Origin of the sequence: Mixta sp. BE291 (genome assembly GCF_031457955.1) — a bacterium.
In the GTDB taxonomy this organism is placed as follows: domain Bacteria; phylum Pseudomonadota; class Gammaproteobacteria; order Enterobacterales; family Enterobacteriaceae; genus Mixta.
Window position 1 is genome coordinate 522,819 of record NZ_JAVDXN010000001.1, and the last position, 18,460, is coordinate 541,278.

Below are 18,460 nucleotides of genomic sequence, written 5' to 3' on the forward strand. Positions count from 1 at the left end.
ATGATTTCTAAAGAAAATGCAGAGCATTATATCTGGGGTGAAAAGTGCGATGGATGGTATCTGGTGAATCGGCAGGATATGCTGATTATTCATGAGAAAATGCCGCCGGGCACGCAGGAAAAACGTCATTACCATGCACTCGCCAGGCAGTTTTTCTTTGTGCTTGAGGGTACCCTGACCATGGAGCTGGCAGGGGAACAACAGGAGATCCATGCCAGACAGGGTATAGAAATTCCGCCTGGCGCAAAGCATCAGGCGCAAAACCGCGCTGATTCCGCCGTGGAGTTCATTGTTATTTCTCATCCCACCACGCGTGGCGATCGTTCAGACCTTCCCGAATGTGAAGCGTAATATGCAGGCGCACGCTATGGCTCGGTGCCGCAGCGCATATCAAAAAAATATTGCGGCATTCAAAAGCTTATTTAAAGGATTCAATAATGACATTAACCGATACGTTAAAAGAGAAGTATCCTGGCGCGCTGGCCTGGTCAATCGGCGATAGCCCCGCTATGGCAAACGAACTGGCAGAGCTGGTGTGTCGGGGGATCAAAACGGCATCATGCGGCTCGTTAGCCTCTTTTATGACGGACGCCTCAGCGCCGAAAATTGGTAGTTACAATATTATTCTCAACGGCCAGCAGGAGCCGGTGTGCGTCATCCGTATCGTAGCGCTGCGTCTGGTGCGCTTCTCTGAAATTACCGAAGCGTTTGCCCGTAAAGAGGGTGAAGGCGACCTGAGTCTGGCCTACTGGCAGCAGGAGCACAAAGCGTTTTTCACTCGTCAGGGAACCTGGTCGGAAGATATGGAGCTGGTTACCGAAGAGTTTGAAGTGGTTGAAGTTTTATAGTTTCGCCTGCTTATCGCGCCGTCATAGGCCGTTAATAAAGCTGAACTTCAACAGGCTGACGCGATCTATATTTAAAGCCGTGCGCCTGGAAAGGCACGGGCCTACTTTTATCGCTGGAAAAGCTGAAAGCAATGTGAGGCAACTATGTTAAATGAAAAGCAGAAAGAGCTGGTTAAAGCCACGGTACCGGTACTGAAAGAGAATGGTGAAGCCTTAACGGATTATTTTTACAAACGGATGTTAAAAAATAATCCCCACCTGAAAGAGACGTTCAATATGGGGCATCAACGCAGCGGGGCGCAGGCAAAGGCGCTGGCGGGTGCGGTGCTGGCCTACGCGGAAAATATTGACGATCCTTCGGTATTGATGCCGGTGGTTGAGCTTATTTGCCATAAACATGTCAGCCTGAATATCCAGTCTCCGGATTACAATATTGTTGGTGAGAATTTACTGCACTCAATCAGTGAAGTACTGAGCATCCCGATGGATGATGAGCTGATCACCGCGTGGGGCGTGGCCTATCAACAGCTGGCTGATATCTTTATTGCAACTGAAAATGCTCTGTACGAGGAGCGCAGAAACAGCACCGGCAGCTGGACGGGCTGGCGCAATTTTGTGGTTGATAAAAAGGTCAAAGAGAGCGAGGAAATCACCTCGTTTTATCTGGTTCCGCAGGATGGCGGGGCGCTTCCTGCTTATCAGCCGGGGCAATATATCACCTTGCGGGTAGAGGTTCCGGCGCTGGGGATCAAGCAACCGCGCCAGTACAGCCTGTCCAGCAGCCCGGCCGATCCTTATCTGCGTATCTCAGTTAAGCGCGAAGATGCGCGTACCGAAGGGCAGGATCCGGGCTATGTTTCTTCTACGCTGCATAACCTTGTCGATGAAGGTGGCGTGGTGGAACTGAGCGCACCGGCAGGAAATTTCTATCTGCTGAACCCGGATGCTACCAACGTGCTGATCAGCGCCGGCGTCGGGCTGACACCAATGATCTCAATGGTGAATCATCTGCTGGCTGAACACGCCGATCCTAATTTTAGTCCTACGCTACGTGAAGAAAACCATCCGCAGGGCACCGTGAACCCGGCGTTAAAAAAGGATATCTATTTTATTCATGCCGCCCGCAGTTCTGAAGTCCATGCGCTGCGTAAGGAGCTGGAAAACCTGGCCAGCCAGAATCATAACCTGCACCTGTTTATTGCCTATGAGAATGTGCATGAGAACGAGGTGGAAGGAAAAGATTATCACCTGAAGGGCAGGCTGGATTTAAACGCGCTCCCCGCTGGGTATCTGCCGAAAGAGGCGGACTATTATTTATGTGGGCCAATTCCGTTTATGCAGGAGCAGTACCGCGCCCTGACGGCGCTGGGTATCCCCGCAGAGAAAATATATAGCGAGGCGTTTGGCACCGGCGGGCTGCATTTGTAGCATTCTATTATAGTTGTATTTTTAGTATTTATAGCGCAAGAAGCCTAAGGTTATTCCTGGGCTTCTTTGTGACATTGATGTCGGAAAGCTCATTTATAAGGTCAGCACGATCAGATATAACAGTAGGGCTGGATTTATCATCGGATATATTAACGCGCAGAAATTATAACTTAACTGGAATAGATGAAATGAAAAGGTTTTCGCATAAAAATGGAACCTGGTTTAAATCAAATGATGCAGATATTTATTATGAAGTCACCGGTGATAATACCGGTCGGCCTCTGTTATTACTACATGGGGGTATGCTGAACATTGAATCTTTTAATGGGATGTTGAGCTGTTTACCTGATAGTTTTTATTTTATCGGTATGGATAGCCGCGGTCACGGCGCGTCTACCTTTACGGATTCATTATCCTATCATTCTTTGTGTCAGGATGTAGAACAGCTTTTAGCGGTTTTGAACGTAGAGAAAATAGATATCATTGCGCATAGCGATGGCGGGATAGTGGCGATGAAATTAGCCGAGTCCAGACCAGAATTAGTAAACAGCCTGGTATTGATCGGCGCGCAATGGTGCCTGACAGATGACGATCCTGCGATTAAATTATATGAATCGATAACACCCGAGATGTGGATCGAGAAGTTTAACGATGACGTTGACTATTATCATAAAATTAACAAGCAACCCAGGTTTAATGAATTTTTGCTGGCCGTAAAGGCGATGTGGTTAGATCAAAGTGATAATAGTTACCCTAAAGACAAGGTGAAAAATATCCAGTGTGAAACGTTAATTATTCGTGGCGATGATGATTTTCTGGTTCCCTGCGACCACGCCGTTCAGCTGGCAGAAATGATTAATCATGCGCACTTTGCCAATATCCCTTTCTGTAATCATTCCGTTCATGAAGAAAATCCAGCGCTGGTATCATCGCTAATTATGGATTTTTATCAAAAGCTGGCTTTATAGTTGGAGGGGTTGGCTCGCCCTGCGGGCAGCCTGCGGCTGTCCAACCTGCTGCGCAGGTTGTCGAACCCGGCGGGGGTTCTCATCACCCCTCTCTCTGGTGCTTTATACAGACAAAAAAGCCTGAACTTTCGCTCAGGCTCTCTCATGAAATATGGCGGTGAGAGGGGGATTGACTCGCGCTGACGCGCTCGCCCTGCGGGCAGCCTGTGGCTGTCCAACCTGCTTCGCAGGTTGTCGAACCCGGCGGGGGTTCTCATCACCCCTCTCAAGCGGTGAACTATGCAGACAAAAAAGCCTGAACTTTCGCTCAGGCTCTCTCATGAAATATGGCGGTGAGAGGGGGATTCGAACCCCCGATACGTTGCCGTATACACACTTTCCAGGCGTGCTCCTTCAGCCACTCGGACACCTCACCATATTGTCGTCAACAGGCACACTGCTGACCGGCGCTAATGTAGGGATTTTGCCGCAGCGCGTCAATCAACTTTCTGCGATAAATGATGCGTTTAGTCAGTTTTAAACCACTTCGGCGCGAAAGTAAGCAAAAAGTCGTTGAATGCAGTTGAATAACATAAATCAGACTGCACAACCCCCTACATAAGATGCATACTGATGCGCGATAACTGCTTAAAAATCACTGAGGTCAGCTTGAACAATTCAACCAAAGCGCAACCACAGGGGATCCCGGCTGGATCCGGCGCGCTGTTCTTTATTCAAATTTTCGCGACGCTCGGTTTCGCCGTGCTTTACTCCACGCTGGTGCTGTACGCCACCAAACGCCTCGGTTTCAGCGAAGCGCAGGCCAATGCCACTATGGGGGTTTTCGGCGCGTTTAACTATGGCCTCCACCTGTTCGGCGGCTATCTGGGCGGGCGCTTCCTCAGTAACCGCAATTTGTTTGTCTTAGGTATGGTGTTGCAGGTCGCTGGCTGCTGGGTGCTGTCGGGCGAAAGCGCGCAGGGGCTTTACTGGGGGCTGGCGATGTTCCTGACCGGCAGCGGCCTGAATGTCACCTGCATCAACATGATGCTTACCCAGCGCTTTGCACCGGATGACCAGCGCCGCGAAAGCGCGTTTTTATGGAACTATGCCGGGATGAATCTGGGGTTCTTTATCGGTTTCACCGGTGCCGGTTATTTCCAGCTTGGCGAGCATTATCAGGCGCTGTTCCTGTTCGCCACCGTGGGTAACGCGCTGGCGATTATTATCAGTCTGCTGCGCTGGAAAATTTTGGCGGATATTGATACGCCGTTGCTGCATGTCAACGCGCGGCAATACCGGCTGCGCATGGCCATTGGGCTCGCGGTGCTGGTAGCGCTGGTGCCAATTATTCGGGTGATGCTGACGCACGCCGATTTCACCGGATCCTTTGTGATTGCGCTGGGCGGCCTGATCTTTCTGCTGCTCTGTATCACCACGCTGCGCCATCGACCGCGCCACGAACAGCGCCGTATGACCGCTTACCTGCTGCTGGCGCTGGGTTCGCTGGTGTTCTGGATGCTTTACCAGCTGGCACCGATGGGGCTGATGCTGTTTGTGGAACATAATATCAACCTGAACGTGTGGGGCATCCGCGTTGCGCCGCAGTGGGTACAAAACATCAATACGTTGGTGATTGTGATTGGCGGCCCGCTGCTGGCCGTCGCCTTTAACCGCCTGCGTCAGCGCGGCTGGCGTATCGATATTCCGTTGCAGTTCGCCTGCTCGCTGTTTTGTATCGGGCTGGGCATGCTGGTGTTGCCGCTGGGCATTATGCTGGCAGGCAGCGATGGCATGGTGGCGTTCAAATGGATCTTTTTCAGCTACGTGCTGCAAAGCATTGGCGAACTGCTGATCTCCCCAATCGGCTACGCCATGATCGGCAAGCTGGCGCCGACACGCTATCAGGGCATCATGATGGGCTGCTGGATGATGGTCACCGGCGTCGCATCGGTGTTGGCGGGCTACGTTTCCGCGCTGATGCCGGAAAACAGCGGCAGCAGCGCGCTGCTCACCAATCCCGGCTACAGCCACATCTTCAACCTGCTGGGTTGGGGCGCGGCGGCGGTCGGGTTAGTGATGCTATTTCTTATCCCGCTGCTGCGAAGATTAATCCAATCCACCGCGCCGCAGGCGTAATCCCTTCAGGCCCGTCCGCTGCGGCGGGCCAAATCCCGCACATTTCTCTTGCCAGCGCCGCCAATTTCCCTGAGCCTTGGGTGAAATAAAAACAGAGGAGGCACTATGGATATCATCTTTTACCACCCTACCTTTAGCCTGGAAAAATGGCAGCAGGGCCTGCAACAGCGCCTGCCGCAGGCGCGGCTGCGGCGCTGGCAACCGGGCGACAACGATCATGCCGACTATGCCTTAATGCGCTTCGCGCCGGTTGAAATGCTGCAGGGACGGCGCGGGCTGAAGGGGATTTTTGCCATTGGCGCGGGCGTGGATGATATTCTTGATCTGCTAAAGCAGCATCCGGATATGATCGATCCGGCGGTACCGCTGTTCCGTCTGGAAGATACCGGTATGGGCCTGCAAATGCAGGAATATGCCGTGCATACGGTGCTGGGCTGGTTTCGTCGTTTCGACGATTACCGTCTACAGCAGCAGCAGTCGCTCTGGCAGCCGCTGCGCAACTATCAGCGTGAAAATTTTACCGTAGGTATTATGGGTGCGGGCGTGCTGGGACTGAGTGTGGCAGAGAGCCTGAAAAGCTGGGGTTTTCCGCTGCGCTGCTGGAGCCGCTCGCCCAAGCAGCTGGCAGGCATTGAAAGCTTCCACGGCAACGATCAAATGGCCGATTTCCTTTCCGGCACGCAAGTGCTGATTAACCTGTTGCCCAATACGCCGCAGACCGTTGGCATCATTAACCGGGCGCTGCTGGATCAGCTTAATGACGGCGCCTTTGTGATGAACCTGGCGCGCGGCGCGCATGTGGTTGAAGAGGATCTGCTGGCGGCGTTGAATGACAACAAAATCAAAGGCGCGACGCTGGACGTGTTTGTTAAGGAGCCGCTGTCGCCCGATCACCCTTTCTGGCTTCATCCGCGCGTCACGCTGACGCCGCATAATGCTGCGGTGACCTTGCCGGATGAAGCGATGCACTATATCGCCAACGCGATTGCGCAGCTGGAAGCGGGGCAGCAGCCCGAAGGTCGTGTGGATCTGACGCGCGGTTATTAACCGTAATAATAACGATGGCAGGGCGCGCCAGCCTTGCCCAATCAGAAGGAGAAAGCTGGAAATGTATCCCGTTGATTTACATATGCACACGGTAGCCAGTACGCATGCATACAGCACGCTGCACGACTATATCGCTGCGGCAAAACAGAACGGTATCAAGCTGTTTGCCATTACCGATCACGGCCCCGATATGGCCGATGCGCCGCATTATTGGCACTTTATCAATATGCATGTCTGGCCGCGCGTGGTGGATGGCGTAGGCATTCTGCGCGGCATTGAAGCCAATATTAAAAACAGCGCTGGCGAGATCGACTGCACCGGACGGATGCTGGAGACCATGGATTTAGTGGTTGCCGGTTTTCATGAGCCGGTTTTCGCGCCGCAGGATAAGGTTGCGCACACCGAAGCAATGATCGCCGCCATGGCTAGCGGCAATGTGCATATTATCAGCCATCCCGGCAAGCCTATATGATAAGGTACACAAATAACATTATTGTGGGAGTAGAGGATAACTGTGAAGCAACGAATGTTTTCGTATGTACGCTGGAGTACACCGCGTCAGGCAAGCGGAACCTCGTTGAAGCGACAAACTGCAAGAGCAAAAGAGTTTGCAGAAAAGCACAACTTAGAAATGGTAGAAATTTTCGATAAAGGGGTCTCAGCATTCGCGGGAAAACACCTTCTGCCTACAGCCGCACTCGGGTCATTTATTGCTGCCGTAAAGCAGGGTGCAATCGAAAGTACTGCTTGGCTTTATACGGAAAACCTTGACCGCCTTCATAGAGGCAAGGTCACAGACGCACAAGAGTTACTTCTCACCTTAATAAATCTTGGAATCACTGTAGTCGCAGGGATGGACGGTGAAAAGGTTTATACACGTGAATACCTGAACAAAAACCCTCATGAATTGTTCATGACAGTAATGGTTTTCGTGCGTGCGAATGAAGAGAGCGAAACGAAAAGAAAAAGGGTGTTAGGCAACGTAGAAGCTTTGTACCAAGATTATAAAAACGGTGAAAAAGTAGTCGTTAAGTCAGTAGGGAATCATCCATTTTGGATAGACGATACTGGGCCAAGTCATGAAGGAGTAAAGAAACATCCCGTACTATGGAATATTGCTCGTGAAGCAATTGAGATGTTTTTAGCCGGTACATCTGTATGGAGTGTTTGCAACCATCTCAATGAAAAGTATCCAAACATGTATCCAAGCTCAAAACGAATTTGGACAACTCCTAACGTAAGAAAACTAAGAACTAACGAAGCCGTAATAGGGAAAAGAGTAATCTATTTTAAGGACAGGGATGAACCTAATAATAAGGAAAAAGGGAAAACTTATACATTCGAAGATTATTACCCAAAGTTATGTACTGATGATGAGTGGTCAATACTAAATGATATTAGTAAAAACAATACCTATATAACTAACAAAAAACAGCCAAACACTGTAAATTTGCTATCTGGCATGAAGCTCATTAGATGCGGTCGTTGTGGAAGCACAATGAACTCCATGCGACAGGGCGATAAAATTAGATATGTTTGTGATGGTGCTCAGAACGTTAAAACGGTCTGCAAGGTTTGGTCAGTATCAAACGTTGTTGAATATTGCTCAATACAAGTATTGCTTATTGCATTTTCTGAAGCAGCAGTTAAAGGACGGATTACCCAAGACGACTATGAAAAGCAGCTTGGAATAATTCAAGAAAAAATAGCAGCCGAAACCGAAAACATTAGCAAGTTAACGCAAGCAATTACAGTTACAGGTAATATTGATGAAGTTATAGCACTTCTCCAGGTTCATAAGGCTAATAGGGATATTTTACAGTTAGAACAAGCGAAAATTTCAAGTAAGCGTGCAGTTAATTCAAAAACGGGCGATGTAACATTTGACACTATCAGTCAATTTTTAGATGAAACCCCTTATGAAGTACTGAAAGATATAGAACATCCCTCAAGACCAAAGTTACGAGAAGTCATCAGGGAGTTCATTAAGGGGATTAGGGTAAACAAAGCAGATAAAAAAATAGCAATTACGTTTGATATAGGTAACGATACTGAAGTGATTTATCGTGCTGGCGAGGAAAAGCCAGAGATAGAAGAAGTCATTTCATCAAGGTATGAGGCACGAGGTATAGAATACGTTACCAGAGTAGGCAGAATAAGGAACATCAAGAAAAAGCAGGAGCGTTACTTTTATGAAGAAATTGAAGGACAAAAAATGGAGGGTTTTTCAGCATTTCTTTTGAGTCAAAGTTTCAAATCGGCACAAGAGCTAATGAGGCTGAACGGCTATCCAGATATTGATCCTATGCTGCTTTGGAGTAAGAAATGATTGATAAAGATCGGGAATATTACATTAATGAGCTAATCATGAATGTTAAGATCAGGCATAAACTTTTGAACAAGCTAATTGAGTATCGTGAACATTATACCGGCACAGAAAAGCAAGCCCCTGAGTTTGGTAAGAGTTCAATGGATTTATTGATGTACTTTGAAGAATCAATCAACAACGGTACGATAGATAGAAAAGAACTAAGATGGTGGGAAGATTAACAGTAAGCCAGTACTTTGCAGTACTGGCTTCTTTTTAATCTAACTTAGTTTCCCGTCCTGCTTCAACATCACTGATAATGATATTAATCCATTGTTCCAAAGCTTCAATAATTTCTGAGGTTAATTCTGTATCCATAAGTGCGTACTGTAACTGATCAATCTTACCTAATTGCCATGCACGATGTGCCTCTTCTGGAGTACTGAATAATCCTAAGTGGGTTTGCTTTCCATTAATTTTACAATGTGCCTGGTAAGGATTTTTACTACTTTTCGAAATGCTAACACCTAATGGAAGTACCACAGAGTTATCAGCATTACCACGACTGTTTGACTTTTTGCCACGTAATATATTATTGATGTGTGCTGGAACGAACATACAGGTTTCAGCACTATAAAGATTAGAGTAGGGTACTTTTAAATCTTTATCTAAATGCCAATTTGGTATGTAGCCTTGCATGAAATTAGCAATGTATAATTCGCGGTTGTTGATCCATGCAGTATCAATAGCAATGTGCTGATAGTTCTTATTAGCTTTGCAGCGAAGCACCATAGAGTTATATGCACGTACTGCTTTATCACGAAGGGTGAGTTTTCTTTTAATATGAAATCCTTTTCATAGTTATGTTTTAATCTTCTGTACTATTTATGGCAATTCATCCATGAAGTGCCGCAAATAGAATTAATATTTGATGTTTTTTTGGTTAAGAAATTTTATTTCTTTATGTGTGCTCGAGGTTTTAATTGCCCTTGATTTCCTTTTTGAATTCTTCAATCATCATATCGATAGCACTTACACTACCGCCTTCTTCCATAAGTGATATTAGCTTCAATAGTTGACTATCAGAATAGTACTCTTCACCATTACGTTGATCTTTTCTGATTGTACCTTTTTTTTCTTTTAGCTCACTTAAACGTTTAGCAACCGCAACCAGTACTTGCTTGTAATTATTAACGCTTGTCTTACCATAATCTGAACAATCAAATTTGTCAGATGAATCGATAGTTTGTTTTACACTTGCTGTAGTTACACGGCTTAGACGAACTACCAAGAACAAGATGCTCTTAGTATCGTAAGCACGATCACTGTTTGTTTTATCATTAAATTCTTTAACAGTCTTACGAATGATAGTTTGTGCTTCGAAATTCAAATCTTTCAGATGTACAATACCTGCTAAGTGAGCACTTAGATCACCATTGTCATATTCATCAGTTGGACGCCCACGTTTATTTAGGTCTTCTGGATTTTTCTTTTTAGTCATTTTTTATGTCCATTTAAACTATACTAACTTTGTGATGATGTTAGTCTATAATTCCTTTTAAAATTGCTATGTTTAATATGTACTGAACTGCTGCTGATGGAGTCTTACAAGTACCATCAGCTATTAGCTTTTCAATTAGTTTGTTCTGAGTGTCAGAAATACGTACTGTTACTCTATGTTCTTTATTCTCTTTCATTTAAATTCCTTTTGTCGACAAATTCTATGATTAATTTTGCATAAAGAAACCCCGCCTCATGAACGGGGTTTCTTATGACTAAAAAGACCACAATCAGAATTCATCACTAAACTTTTTGCTTACCTATATTATACCACAAGAGTTTAAATCGTTTCATTTTTGTGATTCGCTTCTTGTTTTTATAATACGTAGTATTTAGTGTTTTATTTTTAAAGTGACGTGTAATAAAAATTTTTTTGCGAAAAAAGTTTAATTTTTTCGTGGTGTACTTCGTTAGTACTGATTTTAATAATTTTGTATGACAGGACTAAGAAGCGACTTATTGAAAATGTCCCGATTAAATACGGTAAATCACCGGAATAAATCGGGACTGACCGGAATAAATCGGGTCATTTGCTGGATTTAAAAGGGTTAGAGCATGATTTTGTGTGTTTTTAAGCCTATTTTTGCTCATTTTACGAGTTAAATGTACGTTTTATGATCATTTGCATAGGTCTCCCGAATTAATCCAACAATATTAGAATATAATGGAAGTACTGCCTGCGGCTGCTTAACGCATGTGCTCCTGTGTCGCCATGCTCATATGTAGTTCCTCCTGAAGTCGTCACTACATATAAATCAGTAATCTGCGATTCCCGTTCCCTTCTTCGAAGGAAACTGTCATCCCCGATGTGGGTTTTTCTTTTTTTCTTTGAGTACAGAACTGAATTACTTCAAAACCCTCATACTGATTTGGCCTGTCGTCTTCTTGAGTAACTACGCGGCTTCGCCTTGTGTGTTCGTGTTGAACTCACTGAATTAGTACTTCAAAGCTGTTTAAGCCCTTACTTTCCTTTCTCAGTTACTTCAGTAAAGACTCCTACTTAATGGACTAAATAATTCAAGGAGCAACAAATGGGACAATTAGAATTTTCAGTTAGTAATGGGTACTTCACTTACGAAAGTAAAACCCAACTCATTACTATGAACAAAGGACTTATATATGTGGTTTGTCATGCAAATTATGGATCTCTCTACATAGAGAAAATCAGAAGAAGAGGGGAAGAACCAGATGTACTCAGTACTAACATACTTGAGATACCAGTACATGATCAGGACGAATGGGAAGGATTTGAATTCCAATTCATGACTGTAAATGGAATGGATACTGATTGGTTGAGAATTGTTGTAAGGGATCTCTTTCGCTTCATTGACTACATCAACACATACATAAAAGTACTCCCAAGAAAGTACTGAGGAATCGCTATGGCTTCTTACAAAGCAATAATTTTAATAGTACTGCTTTCTGTCTTTTCTGGATGGAAAGCAAATACGTACTACACAGGTTATGAAATGAACCTCGAAAAAAACATCACTGCATCCATCAAAAAAGAGATCAGTGATATGCAGTACAAACAAGCAGAACAATTAACAGCGAAGCTCAATGAGTTGAAGGATCAGGACTTCAAAGTACTCAAGGAATCACAGACGATAATTGAACGGCCTATCTACTCACAGCAATGTATTGATCAAGACGGAATAGAACTATTGAAGAGGTACAAGGAGGCAAGCAATGCACTACGTAATAAGAAGCCTTAAGGCTGCTCTCATCGGCGTTGCTCTACTACTGACTGCCTGTAGCAATCCAGTACAAGTAGCCCCTGTAATCGAACAGCAAGCACTTCTACAGCCATGCAGTACAGACACACCTATACCTACAGATACTACCGGCAAAGCCCTCATGCAAGCCCTGATTGAGTACCAGAGCCTCTATAACGAATGTGCCTCACGGAATGATGCACTAATACAAACCATAAAAGGAATTAGGGAATATGACAAAAAAGTATGATTCGAAATTTGAACAACAAATAGATAAGCAGTTTCCGCAGCTTAAGTACCATCCTGAAAATACTATCCAGTACACAATCCCTTCACGTTACGAACCAGATTTTATGTACTGCACTGATACTAAAACTTACCTCATTGAATCAAAGGGCAGATTCCGTACCAGTACTGAAGCCGCCAAATACAAACATGTACGTGAGGTACTTCCTGCTAATCATGAAATTGTATTTGTATTCATGAAAGCTAATACGCCAATGCCTAATGCCAAAAAACGAAAAGACGGTACTAAGCAGACACAAGAAGAATGGGCTGCTAAAAACGGGTTTCTTTTCTTTTACACTCATAACCTAAAGGAATTGATAAATACTCCGTAATATTAAAATAACAAACGGAGTTTATAAAATGGATGAATGCGAGTACGAAGATGATTTTGAAGATACATACTATCTACCTGACAGTATTGATGAATTAACAGGAGAATTAGGATGGACTGACGAAGCAGTTCATAACTACAATTTTTACAGGGACTATAACTAACATGGAAGAACTACAAAGGGAACTTGAGAGAAAGTTACTGATGCAAGGGTATGAGAAAGATCTACTTCAAGCTTCAGGGAGTTATGAAAGGGCAGCTAAAGGAAACGGTTCAGTACTGGACTTACCAAGAGGAAAGCAATTCTTCCTTGAAACATTCAGTGCCGTACAATCCTTTTTGTATGAATCCATTGAAAGCGAGTTAAAGAAGGCACGTAAATCTAAGTTCTATACAGCCCTAATTGAACAGCAGTCTTTGATGTACCAGAAGGATATGACAAATGCAGCGAAGTACTCTTTGTTTGTACCTCGTTATGAAAACCCAATTACTTTACTGGCCTACTTCATTACAAAAGAACTAACGAAGTTAATGGTAAGAGAGAATATTGTATTGACTGTCTTTTGTAGGAAGATCGCCAACTATTATATGCAAAGCTACAACTTCTTTGGGGAAGCTTCTGATGATGCTCTAACGGGCGTAATTCAACTGGTTAGAATTTACGTTGCAACCAATTACTGTAAGTACTTCGAAACACAGAATCTACCTGATGGGATTATCATCAAGATAAAACCAGAGTTCAGTACCCTACAGATCAGCAAAGAAGAACTACTTAATACTATTGAAGAAAGCCATGCCGCGTACAAACCTATGCTTGTTCCGCCACTACCTCATAGCAACCTACTCGATCATGATGGCGGGTATCTGGAAATCAAATCTCCAGTACTCAAAAATCCTGAGTGGGCTGAAGTTAGGCAGTACAAGTTTACAAGTGACAACGAAGGCAAAATGTTCTTCGACACTATCAATAAGATGCAAAGTACTGAATGGGCTGTTAACACTGAATTCCTTGAATGGATGAAGCAATGCAAACATCCATCAGTAATGAAGTACTTCAATAACAACATTAAAAAAATGCAGATTGACCTGAACATGCAGAACAAAGAAATTAACGCACAGATTGCAAAACTTCAGAAGACAGCGAAAACCAGTAACTATCTCAGTACTCAAACGAAAGATGAGGATGAGAAGACGCAACACATTAGTGATGCACTCAACGCTAATGATGAGATCGACAAACTTAGCGAAGAACTGGTGAATGCTACCAGTGCAGTAGGCAAGGCAAGAGGATGGGAACAGACGATTACTGATGCTGATTTCTACAGCCAGTACGAGAAGTTTTATCACCCTGTTTTCTGTGATAACCGTGGCCGTGTCTATACCTACAATACGTCTCTGTCATTCCAGGGTAACTCACTCGCTAAAGTACTGGTTAGGTCGTTCAGTACTGAAAGGCTAACCGATAGCGGCGTATACCAGCTTAAGGTACTGCTTGGTGGCATGATTGAGGGATTCAGTAAGAAGAATACCAATCCCCGTTATAACCGCGTACAGGAGCTACATGAGGCATTCACAAAGTGCATCGAACACAGCGATTACAGTGTGATTGATTTGCTTGATGAGGATGAAGTACTTCAGGCACTGAACATCATGTACACACTCTATATGCACAACAAAGACAGTACCTATAAGACCGGCATACTCGCATACATTGACGCTACCAGTTCTGCAATCCAGATACAGGCGTTGGTACAGAAATGTTCCAAGGCAGCGGGGCTAACGAATCTGTTACCTAACACTACTGATGAACTGCGTGATGCATATAAAGCCGTAGCTGATACCTGCAAAGCTATGTGTACTGAAATCGCCGCTCAAAGCGATGATGAGATAAAAAAGGTACTTCAGGCATTTTACAAATCGAATGACAATTCTAAGTTGCTCTATATGTCATAGTTACTTTGAATTAAAAAATTACAGATAACTTATGAAATAAAAAGATAAATACAATGTAAATTAAATCAAGGAGAAATTTATGTCTGTAAAACCCTTAGCTCGGTATATTGTACCAATAGTAACAGTTTCATTTTCAGAAAAGAGCTTTAAATTTGATGTTAAACAGCCCTGTACATTCAGTGTTTCTGAATTTCAAGTGTTAACGATTGACGGCAAAAAAGAAAACATTATTGAAATTTCATTTGACTTCTACGTTATAATCAATCGAGAACCTTACGATTCACGCGATGCATTTTTAGCCAAGCATGGTTGTAAGTTAATTGAAGGTAATAATGGGTAAAATTAAAGTAAGCACTTCGCAAAATTAAATTAAAAAATACACGGTGACAAATGTTTATCGTGTTCTATCAAGGATGAATATGAACATTAATCACCTGCAACTAAAACTAATTGAATCTTGCCGTAATAAAAAACTATCCGTTGAGCAAACGTTGAGTACTTTAATCGCTCAACGTGACTTGTGCATTAAAATGTCTGAACATGCCGATGAAGTATTTGCACGTAAAACTTTCAAAAAGTCGGTAATGGTAATCACTAACTATGGCGGTACTCAACGCACTTCAAGACAAGACGTAATAAGCCAGCTTAAAAGCTTTGAGGATGGCTTTATCTATTCACTTACCCCCTCAGAAATTACCATGATGACTAATATGATCTTCTGGTCAATGGAAGAAGGTGTACCAAGTGCTATTAAATTTCTTGGATACTTTCGTAAATTGCTGGCGTTTGTACTAAAGCATAAAGATGTAATTGAGTTCGTGAACCCGCTTAATAACTTCCCGGTAGTACTCAGAGTCTATGAAGAGGAATCGATCTCTCTAAGCTACAAGGTACACGGGAAGACGCTAACCAGCCGTATCAACAAGAAGACCAGTACTACCAACAAACGCAAGACTACCAGTAGCTCAGTACCATCCATCATACACAGTGCCGATGCTGCACTACTGCACCTCATCAAACACGGTATGTTAGAAGCAGATATGGCCTACATTCACGACTCCATAGGCGTACATCCCAACAACATTGAAAGTACTAAGACTGCCGTAACCAACTCACTACTGGCTGTAGCAAAGAGTGAGTACTTCGAAAACCTCAAAGATCAGTTACTGGATGGCATACCGCCAGAAGCAGTACCAGACGAACTGAAGCATGTACCTACAGAAGATACGTGGGATACCTGGGAAGAAGATCTAAAGACTGCATACAACGCCTATATGTAAGTAAAGCCGCCCACTTAATGGATTAGATGAAAAGGAGAACTCACATGGACACATCAATCATTAAGCAGCGGTTTATCAATTTGAAAGTATCAACTGATATTACTGTTCCCAAAGAGAGTACTGTGAACGTGTTTTCAGTACTTTCACTATCAGATACTCAAACTCTGGTTATTCAGAATAAATCAGGTGTCACAGTACTTATCAGCGATGATCTCACTAAAGGATCAATTGAAGTACTCGATGAAATTAAAATTACATGCACCAGTTTAGTTCTGCACAATTTAACTCACAGGGATGCAGTATTGAATATTTCAATAACAGGATAATAATATGGATAAGGAATATCTAAACGCGTTGAGTACTAAAGATGAAGTACTCGATTATGCCAATACATTAGGCATCACAACATTAGTAAAATCACGCTCACTCAAGAACCTCAAATCAGATCTACAAATCAAATTTCATCAATCGCTTGCTGATGTAGTTGATGCTGTTAACAGTGTCAGTACTAAACCAATCGAAGGTGAAGATATAGTATCCGTAATCAAGAACTATGAAGTCATTCAGGTAGTACCTGTCTCCGCACTGGAACAGTACTGTAAGACTATTGGAATTCCATATGCCGCCGCAGAATCAATTATCGGTAAAACCTGGCTAAATGTTCATGGGTATTCCTTCAAAGAAGGGTACTGATCATGGCAGAAGAAAATAAAAAGAAACGTACTACCTATGTACAGGACAGAAGCAAAGCACGAAAAGCACGCCTCTCACCAAAACTCAACGAAGACACACTACAGATGCAAGCTCGCTATGAGCAGGAAGGTTATAAGAATATCGCAGAAATATTATTCCTTATTGCTAATGATGCTTTTGAAGACCTTGCAAGTACTTTAAAGACGCATGACTTACATAGCGAAGAGTACGAGCGTTCATTTCAGCGTGCTTTAAAAGCAGCGAATAACGCCGCACCTTACTTTGCCAAAGCAATACGTTCAAACGTAGAAATCAATAACACTATTGAACCTAACAATGTTGAGGATGCAATTAAAAAATTATTAGATAAAAAATAAAGGGGCGTTAAATGGATTTAACCCTATTGGATCATATTCAAGATATACCAGCATATGTCAGTACTCTAACTAAAGATGAACAACTATCAGTACTGAACTATCTGCAAGCCTGCAAAGATTACAGGGAATACAACAAGCTTGAGTTCTTTGAACCTGACCAGTGGCAGGTTGACGCGATCACGTTAGGCAGTACTGAAGATTTCAGGATGGTCTGTGCAGGAAACCGCCTCGGAAAAACATACTTCGGTACTTATGAAACCGTCATTCACGCTACAGGCCGATACCCTGAAGGATGGACAGGACACCGCTATACCAAACCAGTAAACGTACTGGTACTCGGTTGGGACTGGAGCCAGATCAACCGGCCTAAATGTACCGCAGAGTGCATCTTAGGTACGGCTGATAGGCGTGGTACTGGCTGGTTACCAAGACAAGACATTGTAAAGCTAATCCCCAAGACAGGACTTCAGAACACAGTCAGTACTGTATACGTGAAGCATTACGATGCAGCAGGTGTATGTGACGGTGAAAGCCGTATCACTTTTGATGTGTACAGTGCTGGCGTTGGTACTCTTATGGGTATGGAAATCGATTTTGCGTTACTTGATGAACAAGTACCTGAAGACATTTTCAGCCAAGTTAAGAAGCGTACATGGACTTCACGCGGTCGAGTTCTTTATGTAGCAACACCAGAGAAAGGACTCGATGAAGTAATCAAACAGTTCTGGGAAGAAGACGGTACTCACCACAGCGGATTGGTACACGTAACGCTATGGGACAGTAATAGATTCACCGATGAAGAAAAGGTGAAGATGAATGAGCAGATCGAACCTTGGGCCAGACAGTTCAGTATTGAAGGCATCCCAAGTGCCGGTAGTGGTGCAGTATTCGCAGGTATCCTGAAAGAAAGCCTACTTGATAACACATTCCGGATCGGTAAGTACTGGAAACGTATGGCAGCAGCCGATTTAGGCTATTCAGATGATATGGTATTCAGCTTCATTGCGTACGACCCCGATAACGGTACTTACTACCTCTATGACGAACTTTCATATACAAAGACCGATGCAATAATTTGTGCAGCCGGTGTACGTCCAATGCAGCACGGATATATACCAATGATCCTACCTACTGATGCCAAGGCTGAAAGGGGATTAGGAGCAACATACCAATCTATCTTTGAAGGAGCAGGTTTAGTACTAACAAGGGAATATGCACGTAACTGGTACTTTGATCCTACAGGCAAAGACCGTACCGTAAAATCCGGCATTATGTTCATGCGTGAGTTAATGCTATCAGGCAAACTTAAAGTACATCCTAAATGCACGGGTTTCTTAAAAGAATTCAGCCTGTACTCATATGATGAAGACGGAAACTTTATCGACAAAGATAACCATTTCATTGATAGCTTTAGATATAACATCATGGCAATCAATAAGTTTGGCGTATCTGAATACGAACACGAAACAAAAGGTACTAACAAAGTAATCAGTGCTAATGAATGGAGTAAGTACACAAATACATACGATACTTACTAACGGAGAAA

The 18,460-nt window shown here is 43.7% G+C and carries 22 protein-coding genes, 1 tRNA gene and 1 pseudogene; 20 read left to right on the plus strand and 4 right to left on the minus strand.

Annotated elements, in window-relative coordinates:
• The 4 genes from J2X14_RS02475 to J2X14_RS02490 all read left to right on the plus strand — a co-directional run bounded on the left by J2X14_RS02475 (position 1) and on the right by J2X14_RS02490 (position 3,244).
• On the plus strand, positions 1 to 351 hold the full coding sequence (locus J2X14_RS02475) for a cupin domain-containing protein (RefSeq protein ID WP_352409623.1): 351 nt from the start codon (positions 1 to 3) through the stop codon (positions 349 to 351).
• A gap of 86 nt (positions 352 to 437) precedes the next feature.
• Positions 438 to 848, plus strand: a complete 411-nt coding sequence (locus J2X14_RS02480) for an ASCH domain-containing protein (RefSeq protein ID WP_352409624.1) — start codon at positions 438 to 440, stop codon at positions 846 to 848.
• 144 nt (positions 849 to 992) lie between these two features.
• Positions 993 to 2,276, plus strand: coding sequence for a globin domain-containing protein (locus tag J2X14_RS02485; protein WP_352409625.1), 1,284 nt, complete (start codon positions 993 to 995; stop codon positions 2,274 to 2,276).
• A 188-nt stretch (positions 2,277 to 2,464) separates the two neighbouring features.
• Positions 2,465 to 3,244 (plus strand): alpha/beta fold hydrolase, encoded by a 780-nt coding sequence (locus tag J2X14_RS02490; protein WP_352409626.1) that lies wholly within the window; start codon positions 2,465 to 2,467, stop codon positions 3,242 to 3,244.
• Positions 3,245 to 3,571: 327 nt separating this feature from the next.
• On the opposite strand, the gene J2X14_RS02495 is transcribed toward J2X14_RS02490, so the two are convergent.
• Positions 3,572 to 3,659: transfer RNA gene (locus tag J2X14_RS02495), tRNA-Ser, on the minus strand.
• A gap of 233 nt (positions 3,660 to 3,892) precedes the next feature.
• On the opposite strand from J2X14_RS02495, the gene J2X14_RS02500 reads away from it, so the two are divergent.
• The 5 genes and pseudogenes from J2X14_RS02500 to J2X14_RS02520 all read left to right on the plus strand — a co-directional run bounded on the left by J2X14_RS02500 (position 3,893) and on the right by J2X14_RS02520 (position 8,959).
• The gene (locus tag J2X14_RS02500; RefSeq protein ID WP_502889934.1) at positions 3,893 to 5,362 is read left to right on the plus strand and encodes a peptide MFS transporter; all 1,470 of its coding nucleotides are present in this window, start codon (positions 3,893 to 3,895) and stop codon (positions 5,360 to 5,362) included.
• Between the two features lie 105 nt (positions 5,363 to 5,467).
• A complete protein-coding gene (ghrA, locus tag J2X14_RS02505; protein ID WP_352409628.1) occupies positions 5,468 to 6,409 on the plus strand; it encodes a glyoxylate/hydroxypyruvate reductase GhrA in 942 nt (313 codons plus the stop codon).
• Positions 6,410 to 6,470: 61 nt separating this feature from the next.
• Positions 6,471 to 6,875, plus strand: a pseudogene (locus J2X14_RS02510) (PHP domain-containing protein); the annotation flags it as partial.
• 48 nt (positions 6,876 to 6,923) lie between these two features.
• Positions 6,924 to 8,738, plus strand: a complete 1,815-nt coding sequence (locus J2X14_RS02515) for a recombinase family protein (protein ID WP_352409629.1) — start codon at positions 6,924 to 6,926, stop codon at positions 8,736 to 8,738.
• Positions 8,735 to 8,959: a hypothetical protein gene (locus J2X14_RS02520; protein ID WP_352409630.1), complete on the plus strand. Its 225-nt coding sequence runs from the start codon at positions 8,735 to 8,737 to the stop codon at positions 8,957 to 8,959. The genes J2X14_RS02515 and J2X14_RS02520 overlap by 4 nt, the downstream gene beginning before the upstream one ends.
• Positions 8,960 to 8,993: 34 nt before the next feature.
• Here the strand turns inward: J2X14_RS02520 and J2X14_RS02525 are convergent, their stop codons facing one another.
• The 3 genes from J2X14_RS02525 to J2X14_RS02535 form a co-directional block, all read right to left on the minus strand.
• Positions 8,994 to 9,509, minus strand: a complete 516-nt coding sequence (locus J2X14_RS02525) for a hypothetical protein (RefSeq protein WP_352409631.1) — start codon at positions 9,507 to 9,509, stop codon at positions 8,994 to 8,996.
• Between the two features lie 187 nt (positions 9,510 to 9,696).
• Positions 9,697 to 10,218 carry a hypothetical protein gene (locus J2X14_RS02530; RefSeq protein ID WP_352409632.1) on the minus strand — a complete coding sequence of 174 codons (522 nt, stop codon included), beginning with the start codon at positions 10,216 to 10,218 and terminating at the stop codon, positions 9,697 to 9,699.
• A gap of 40 nt (positions 10,219 to 10,258) precedes the next feature.
• Positions 10,259 to 10,414 (minus strand): hypothetical protein, encoded by a 156-nt coding sequence (locus J2X14_RS02535; protein WP_352409633.1) that lies wholly within the window; start codon positions 10,412 to 10,414, stop codon positions 10,259 to 10,261.
• A gap of 894 nt (positions 10,415 to 11,308) precedes the next feature.
• On the opposite strand from J2X14_RS02535, the gene J2X14_RS02540 reads away from it, so the two are divergent.
• The 11 genes from J2X14_RS02540 to J2X14_RS02585 all read left to right on the plus strand — a co-directional run bounded on the left by J2X14_RS02540 (position 11,309) and on the right by J2X14_RS02585 (position 18,452).
• Positions 11,309 to 11,650, plus strand: a complete 342-nt coding sequence (locus J2X14_RS02540) for a hypothetical protein (RefSeq protein WP_352409634.1) — start codon at positions 11,309 to 11,311, stop codon at positions 11,648 to 11,650.
• A gap of 9 nt (positions 11,651 to 11,659) precedes the next feature.
• Complete coding sequence (locus J2X14_RS02545) at positions 11,660 to 11,992, plus strand: hypothetical protein (RefSeq protein ID WP_352409635.1); 333 nt, start codon at positions 11,660 to 11,662, stop codon at positions 11,990 to 11,992.
• Positions 11,967 to 12,242 (plus strand): Rz1-like lysis system protein LysC, encoded by a 276-nt coding sequence (gene lysC / locus J2X14_RS20985; protein WP_502889935.1) that lies wholly within the window; start codon positions 11,967 to 11,969, stop codon positions 12,240 to 12,242. Before J2X14_RS02545 ends, lysC begins: the two co-directional genes overlap by 26 nt.
• Positions 12,226 to 12,612, plus strand: coding sequence for a PDDEXK family nuclease (locus tag J2X14_RS02550; protein WP_352409636.1), 387 nt, complete (start codon positions 12,226 to 12,228; stop codon positions 12,610 to 12,612). Before lysC ends, J2X14_RS02550 begins: the two co-directional genes overlap by 17 nt.
• A 164-nt stretch (positions 12,613 to 12,776) precedes the next feature.
• Positions 12,777 to 14,564 carry a hypothetical protein gene (locus J2X14_RS02555; protein WP_352409637.1) on the plus strand — a complete coding sequence of 596 codons (1,788 nt, stop codon included), beginning with the start codon at positions 12,777 to 12,779 and terminating at the stop codon, positions 14,562 to 14,564.
• 79 nt (positions 14,565 to 14,643) lie between these two features.
• Positions 14,644 to 14,904, plus strand: a complete 261-nt coding sequence (locus tag J2X14_RS02560) for a hypothetical protein (protein ID WP_352409638.1) — start codon at positions 14,644 to 14,646, stop codon at positions 14,902 to 14,904.
• A gap of 79 nt (positions 14,905 to 14,983) precedes the next feature.
• On the plus strand, positions 14,984 to 15,844 hold the full coding sequence (locus tag J2X14_RS02565) for a DNA-directed RNA polymerase (RefSeq protein ID WP_352409639.1): 861 nt from the start codon (positions 14,984 to 14,986) through the stop codon (positions 15,842 to 15,844).
• 44 nt (positions 15,845 to 15,888) lie between these two features.
• Positions 15,889 to 16,170, plus strand: coding sequence for a hypothetical protein (locus J2X14_RS02570; protein WP_352409640.1), 282 nt, complete (start codon positions 15,889 to 15,891; stop codon positions 16,168 to 16,170).
• A gap of 4 nt (positions 16,171 to 16,174) precedes the next feature.
• Positions 16,175 to 16,537, plus strand: coding sequence for a hypothetical protein (locus tag J2X14_RS02575; RefSeq protein WP_352409641.1), 363 nt, complete (start codon positions 16,175 to 16,177; stop codon positions 16,535 to 16,537).
• Between the two features lie 2 nt (positions 16,538 to 16,539).
• On the plus strand, positions 16,540 to 16,914 hold the full coding sequence (locus J2X14_RS02580) for a hypothetical protein (protein ID WP_352409642.1): 375 nt from the start codon (positions 16,540 to 16,542) through the stop codon (positions 16,912 to 16,914).
• Between the two features lie 11 nt (positions 16,915 to 16,925).
• Positions 16,926 to 18,452 (plus strand): terminase large subunit domain-containing protein, encoded by a 1,527-nt coding sequence (locus tag J2X14_RS02585; RefSeq protein WP_352409643.1) that lies wholly within the window; start codon positions 16,926 to 16,928, stop codon positions 18,450 to 18,452.
• The last annotated feature ends 8 nt before the right edge of the window (positions 18,453 to 18,460 follow it).

Bases quoted from the DNA above. Each gene is read 5' to 3' on its own strand.
- J2X14_RS02475 (WP_352409623.1), top strand. From the start codon at position 1: ATGATTTCTAAAGAAAATGCAGAGCATTATATCTGGGGTGAAAAGTGC.
- J2X14_RS02480 (WP_352409624.1), top strand. From the start codon at position 438: ATGACATTAACCGATACGTTAAAAGAGAAGTATCCTGGCGCGCTGGCC.
- J2X14_RS02485 (WP_352409625.1), top strand. From the start codon at position 993: ATGTTAAATGAAAAGCAGAAAGAGCTGGTTAAAGCCACGGTACCGGTA.
- J2X14_RS02490 (WP_352409626.1), top strand. From the start codon at position 2,465: ATGAAAAGGTTTTCGCATAAAAATGGAACCTGGTTTAAATCAAATGAT.
- ghrA (WP_352409628.1), top strand. From the start codon at position 5,468: ATGGATATCATCTTTTACCACCCTACCTTTAGCCTGGAAAAATGGCAG.
- J2X14_RS02520 (WP_352409630.1), top strand. From the start codon at position 8,735: ATGATTGATAAAGATCGGGAATATTACATTAATGAGCTAATCATGAAT.
- J2X14_RS02525 (WP_352409631.1), bottom strand. From the start codon at position 9,509: ATGGTGCTTCGCTGCAAAGCTAATAAGAACTATCAGCACATTGCTATT.
- J2X14_RS02530 (WP_352409632.1), bottom strand. From the start codon at position 10,218: ATGACTAAAAAGAAAAATCCAGAAGACCTAAATAAACGTGGGCGTCCA.
- J2X14_RS02535 (WP_352409633.1), bottom strand. From the start codon at position 10,414: ATGAAAGAGAATAAAGAACATAGAGTAACAGTACGTATTTCTGACACT.
- J2X14_RS02540 (WP_352409634.1), top strand. From the start codon at position 11,309: ATGGGACAATTAGAATTTTCAGTTAGTAATGGGTACTTCACTTACGAA.
- J2X14_RS02545 (WP_352409635.1), top strand. From the start codon at position 11,660: ATGGCTTCTTACAAAGCAATAATTTTAATAGTACTGCTTTCTGTCTTT.
- lysC (WP_502889935.1), top strand. From the start codon at position 11,967: ATGCACTACGTAATAAGAAGCCTTAAGGCTGCTCTCATCGGCGTTGCT.
- J2X14_RS02550 (WP_352409636.1), top strand. From the start codon at position 12,226: ATGACAAAAAAGTATGATTCGAAATTTGAACAACAAATAGATAAGCAG.
- J2X14_RS02555 (WP_352409637.1), top strand. From the start codon at position 12,777: ATGGAAGAACTACAAAGGGAACTTGAGAGAAAGTTACTGATGCAAGGG.
- J2X14_RS02560 (WP_352409638.1), top strand. From the start codon at position 14,644: ATGTCTGTAAAACCCTTAGCTCGGTATATTGTACCAATAGTAACAGTT.
- J2X14_RS02565 (WP_352409639.1), top strand. From the start codon at position 14,984: ATGAACATTAATCACCTGCAACTAAAACTAATTGAATCTTGCCGTAAT.
- J2X14_RS02570 (WP_352409640.1), top strand. From the start codon at position 15,889: ATGGACACATCAATCATTAAGCAGCGGTTTATCAATTTGAAAGTATCA.
- J2X14_RS02575 (WP_352409641.1), top strand. From the start codon at position 16,175: ATGGATAAGGAATATCTAAACGCGTTGAGTACTAAAGATGAAGTACTC.
- J2X14_RS02580 (WP_352409642.1), top strand. From the start codon at position 16,540: ATGGCAGAAGAAAATAAAAAGAAACGTACTACCTATGTACAGGACAGA.
- J2X14_RS02585 (WP_352409643.1), top strand. From the start codon at position 16,926: ATGGATTTAACCCTATTGGATCATATTCAAGATATACCAGCATATGTC.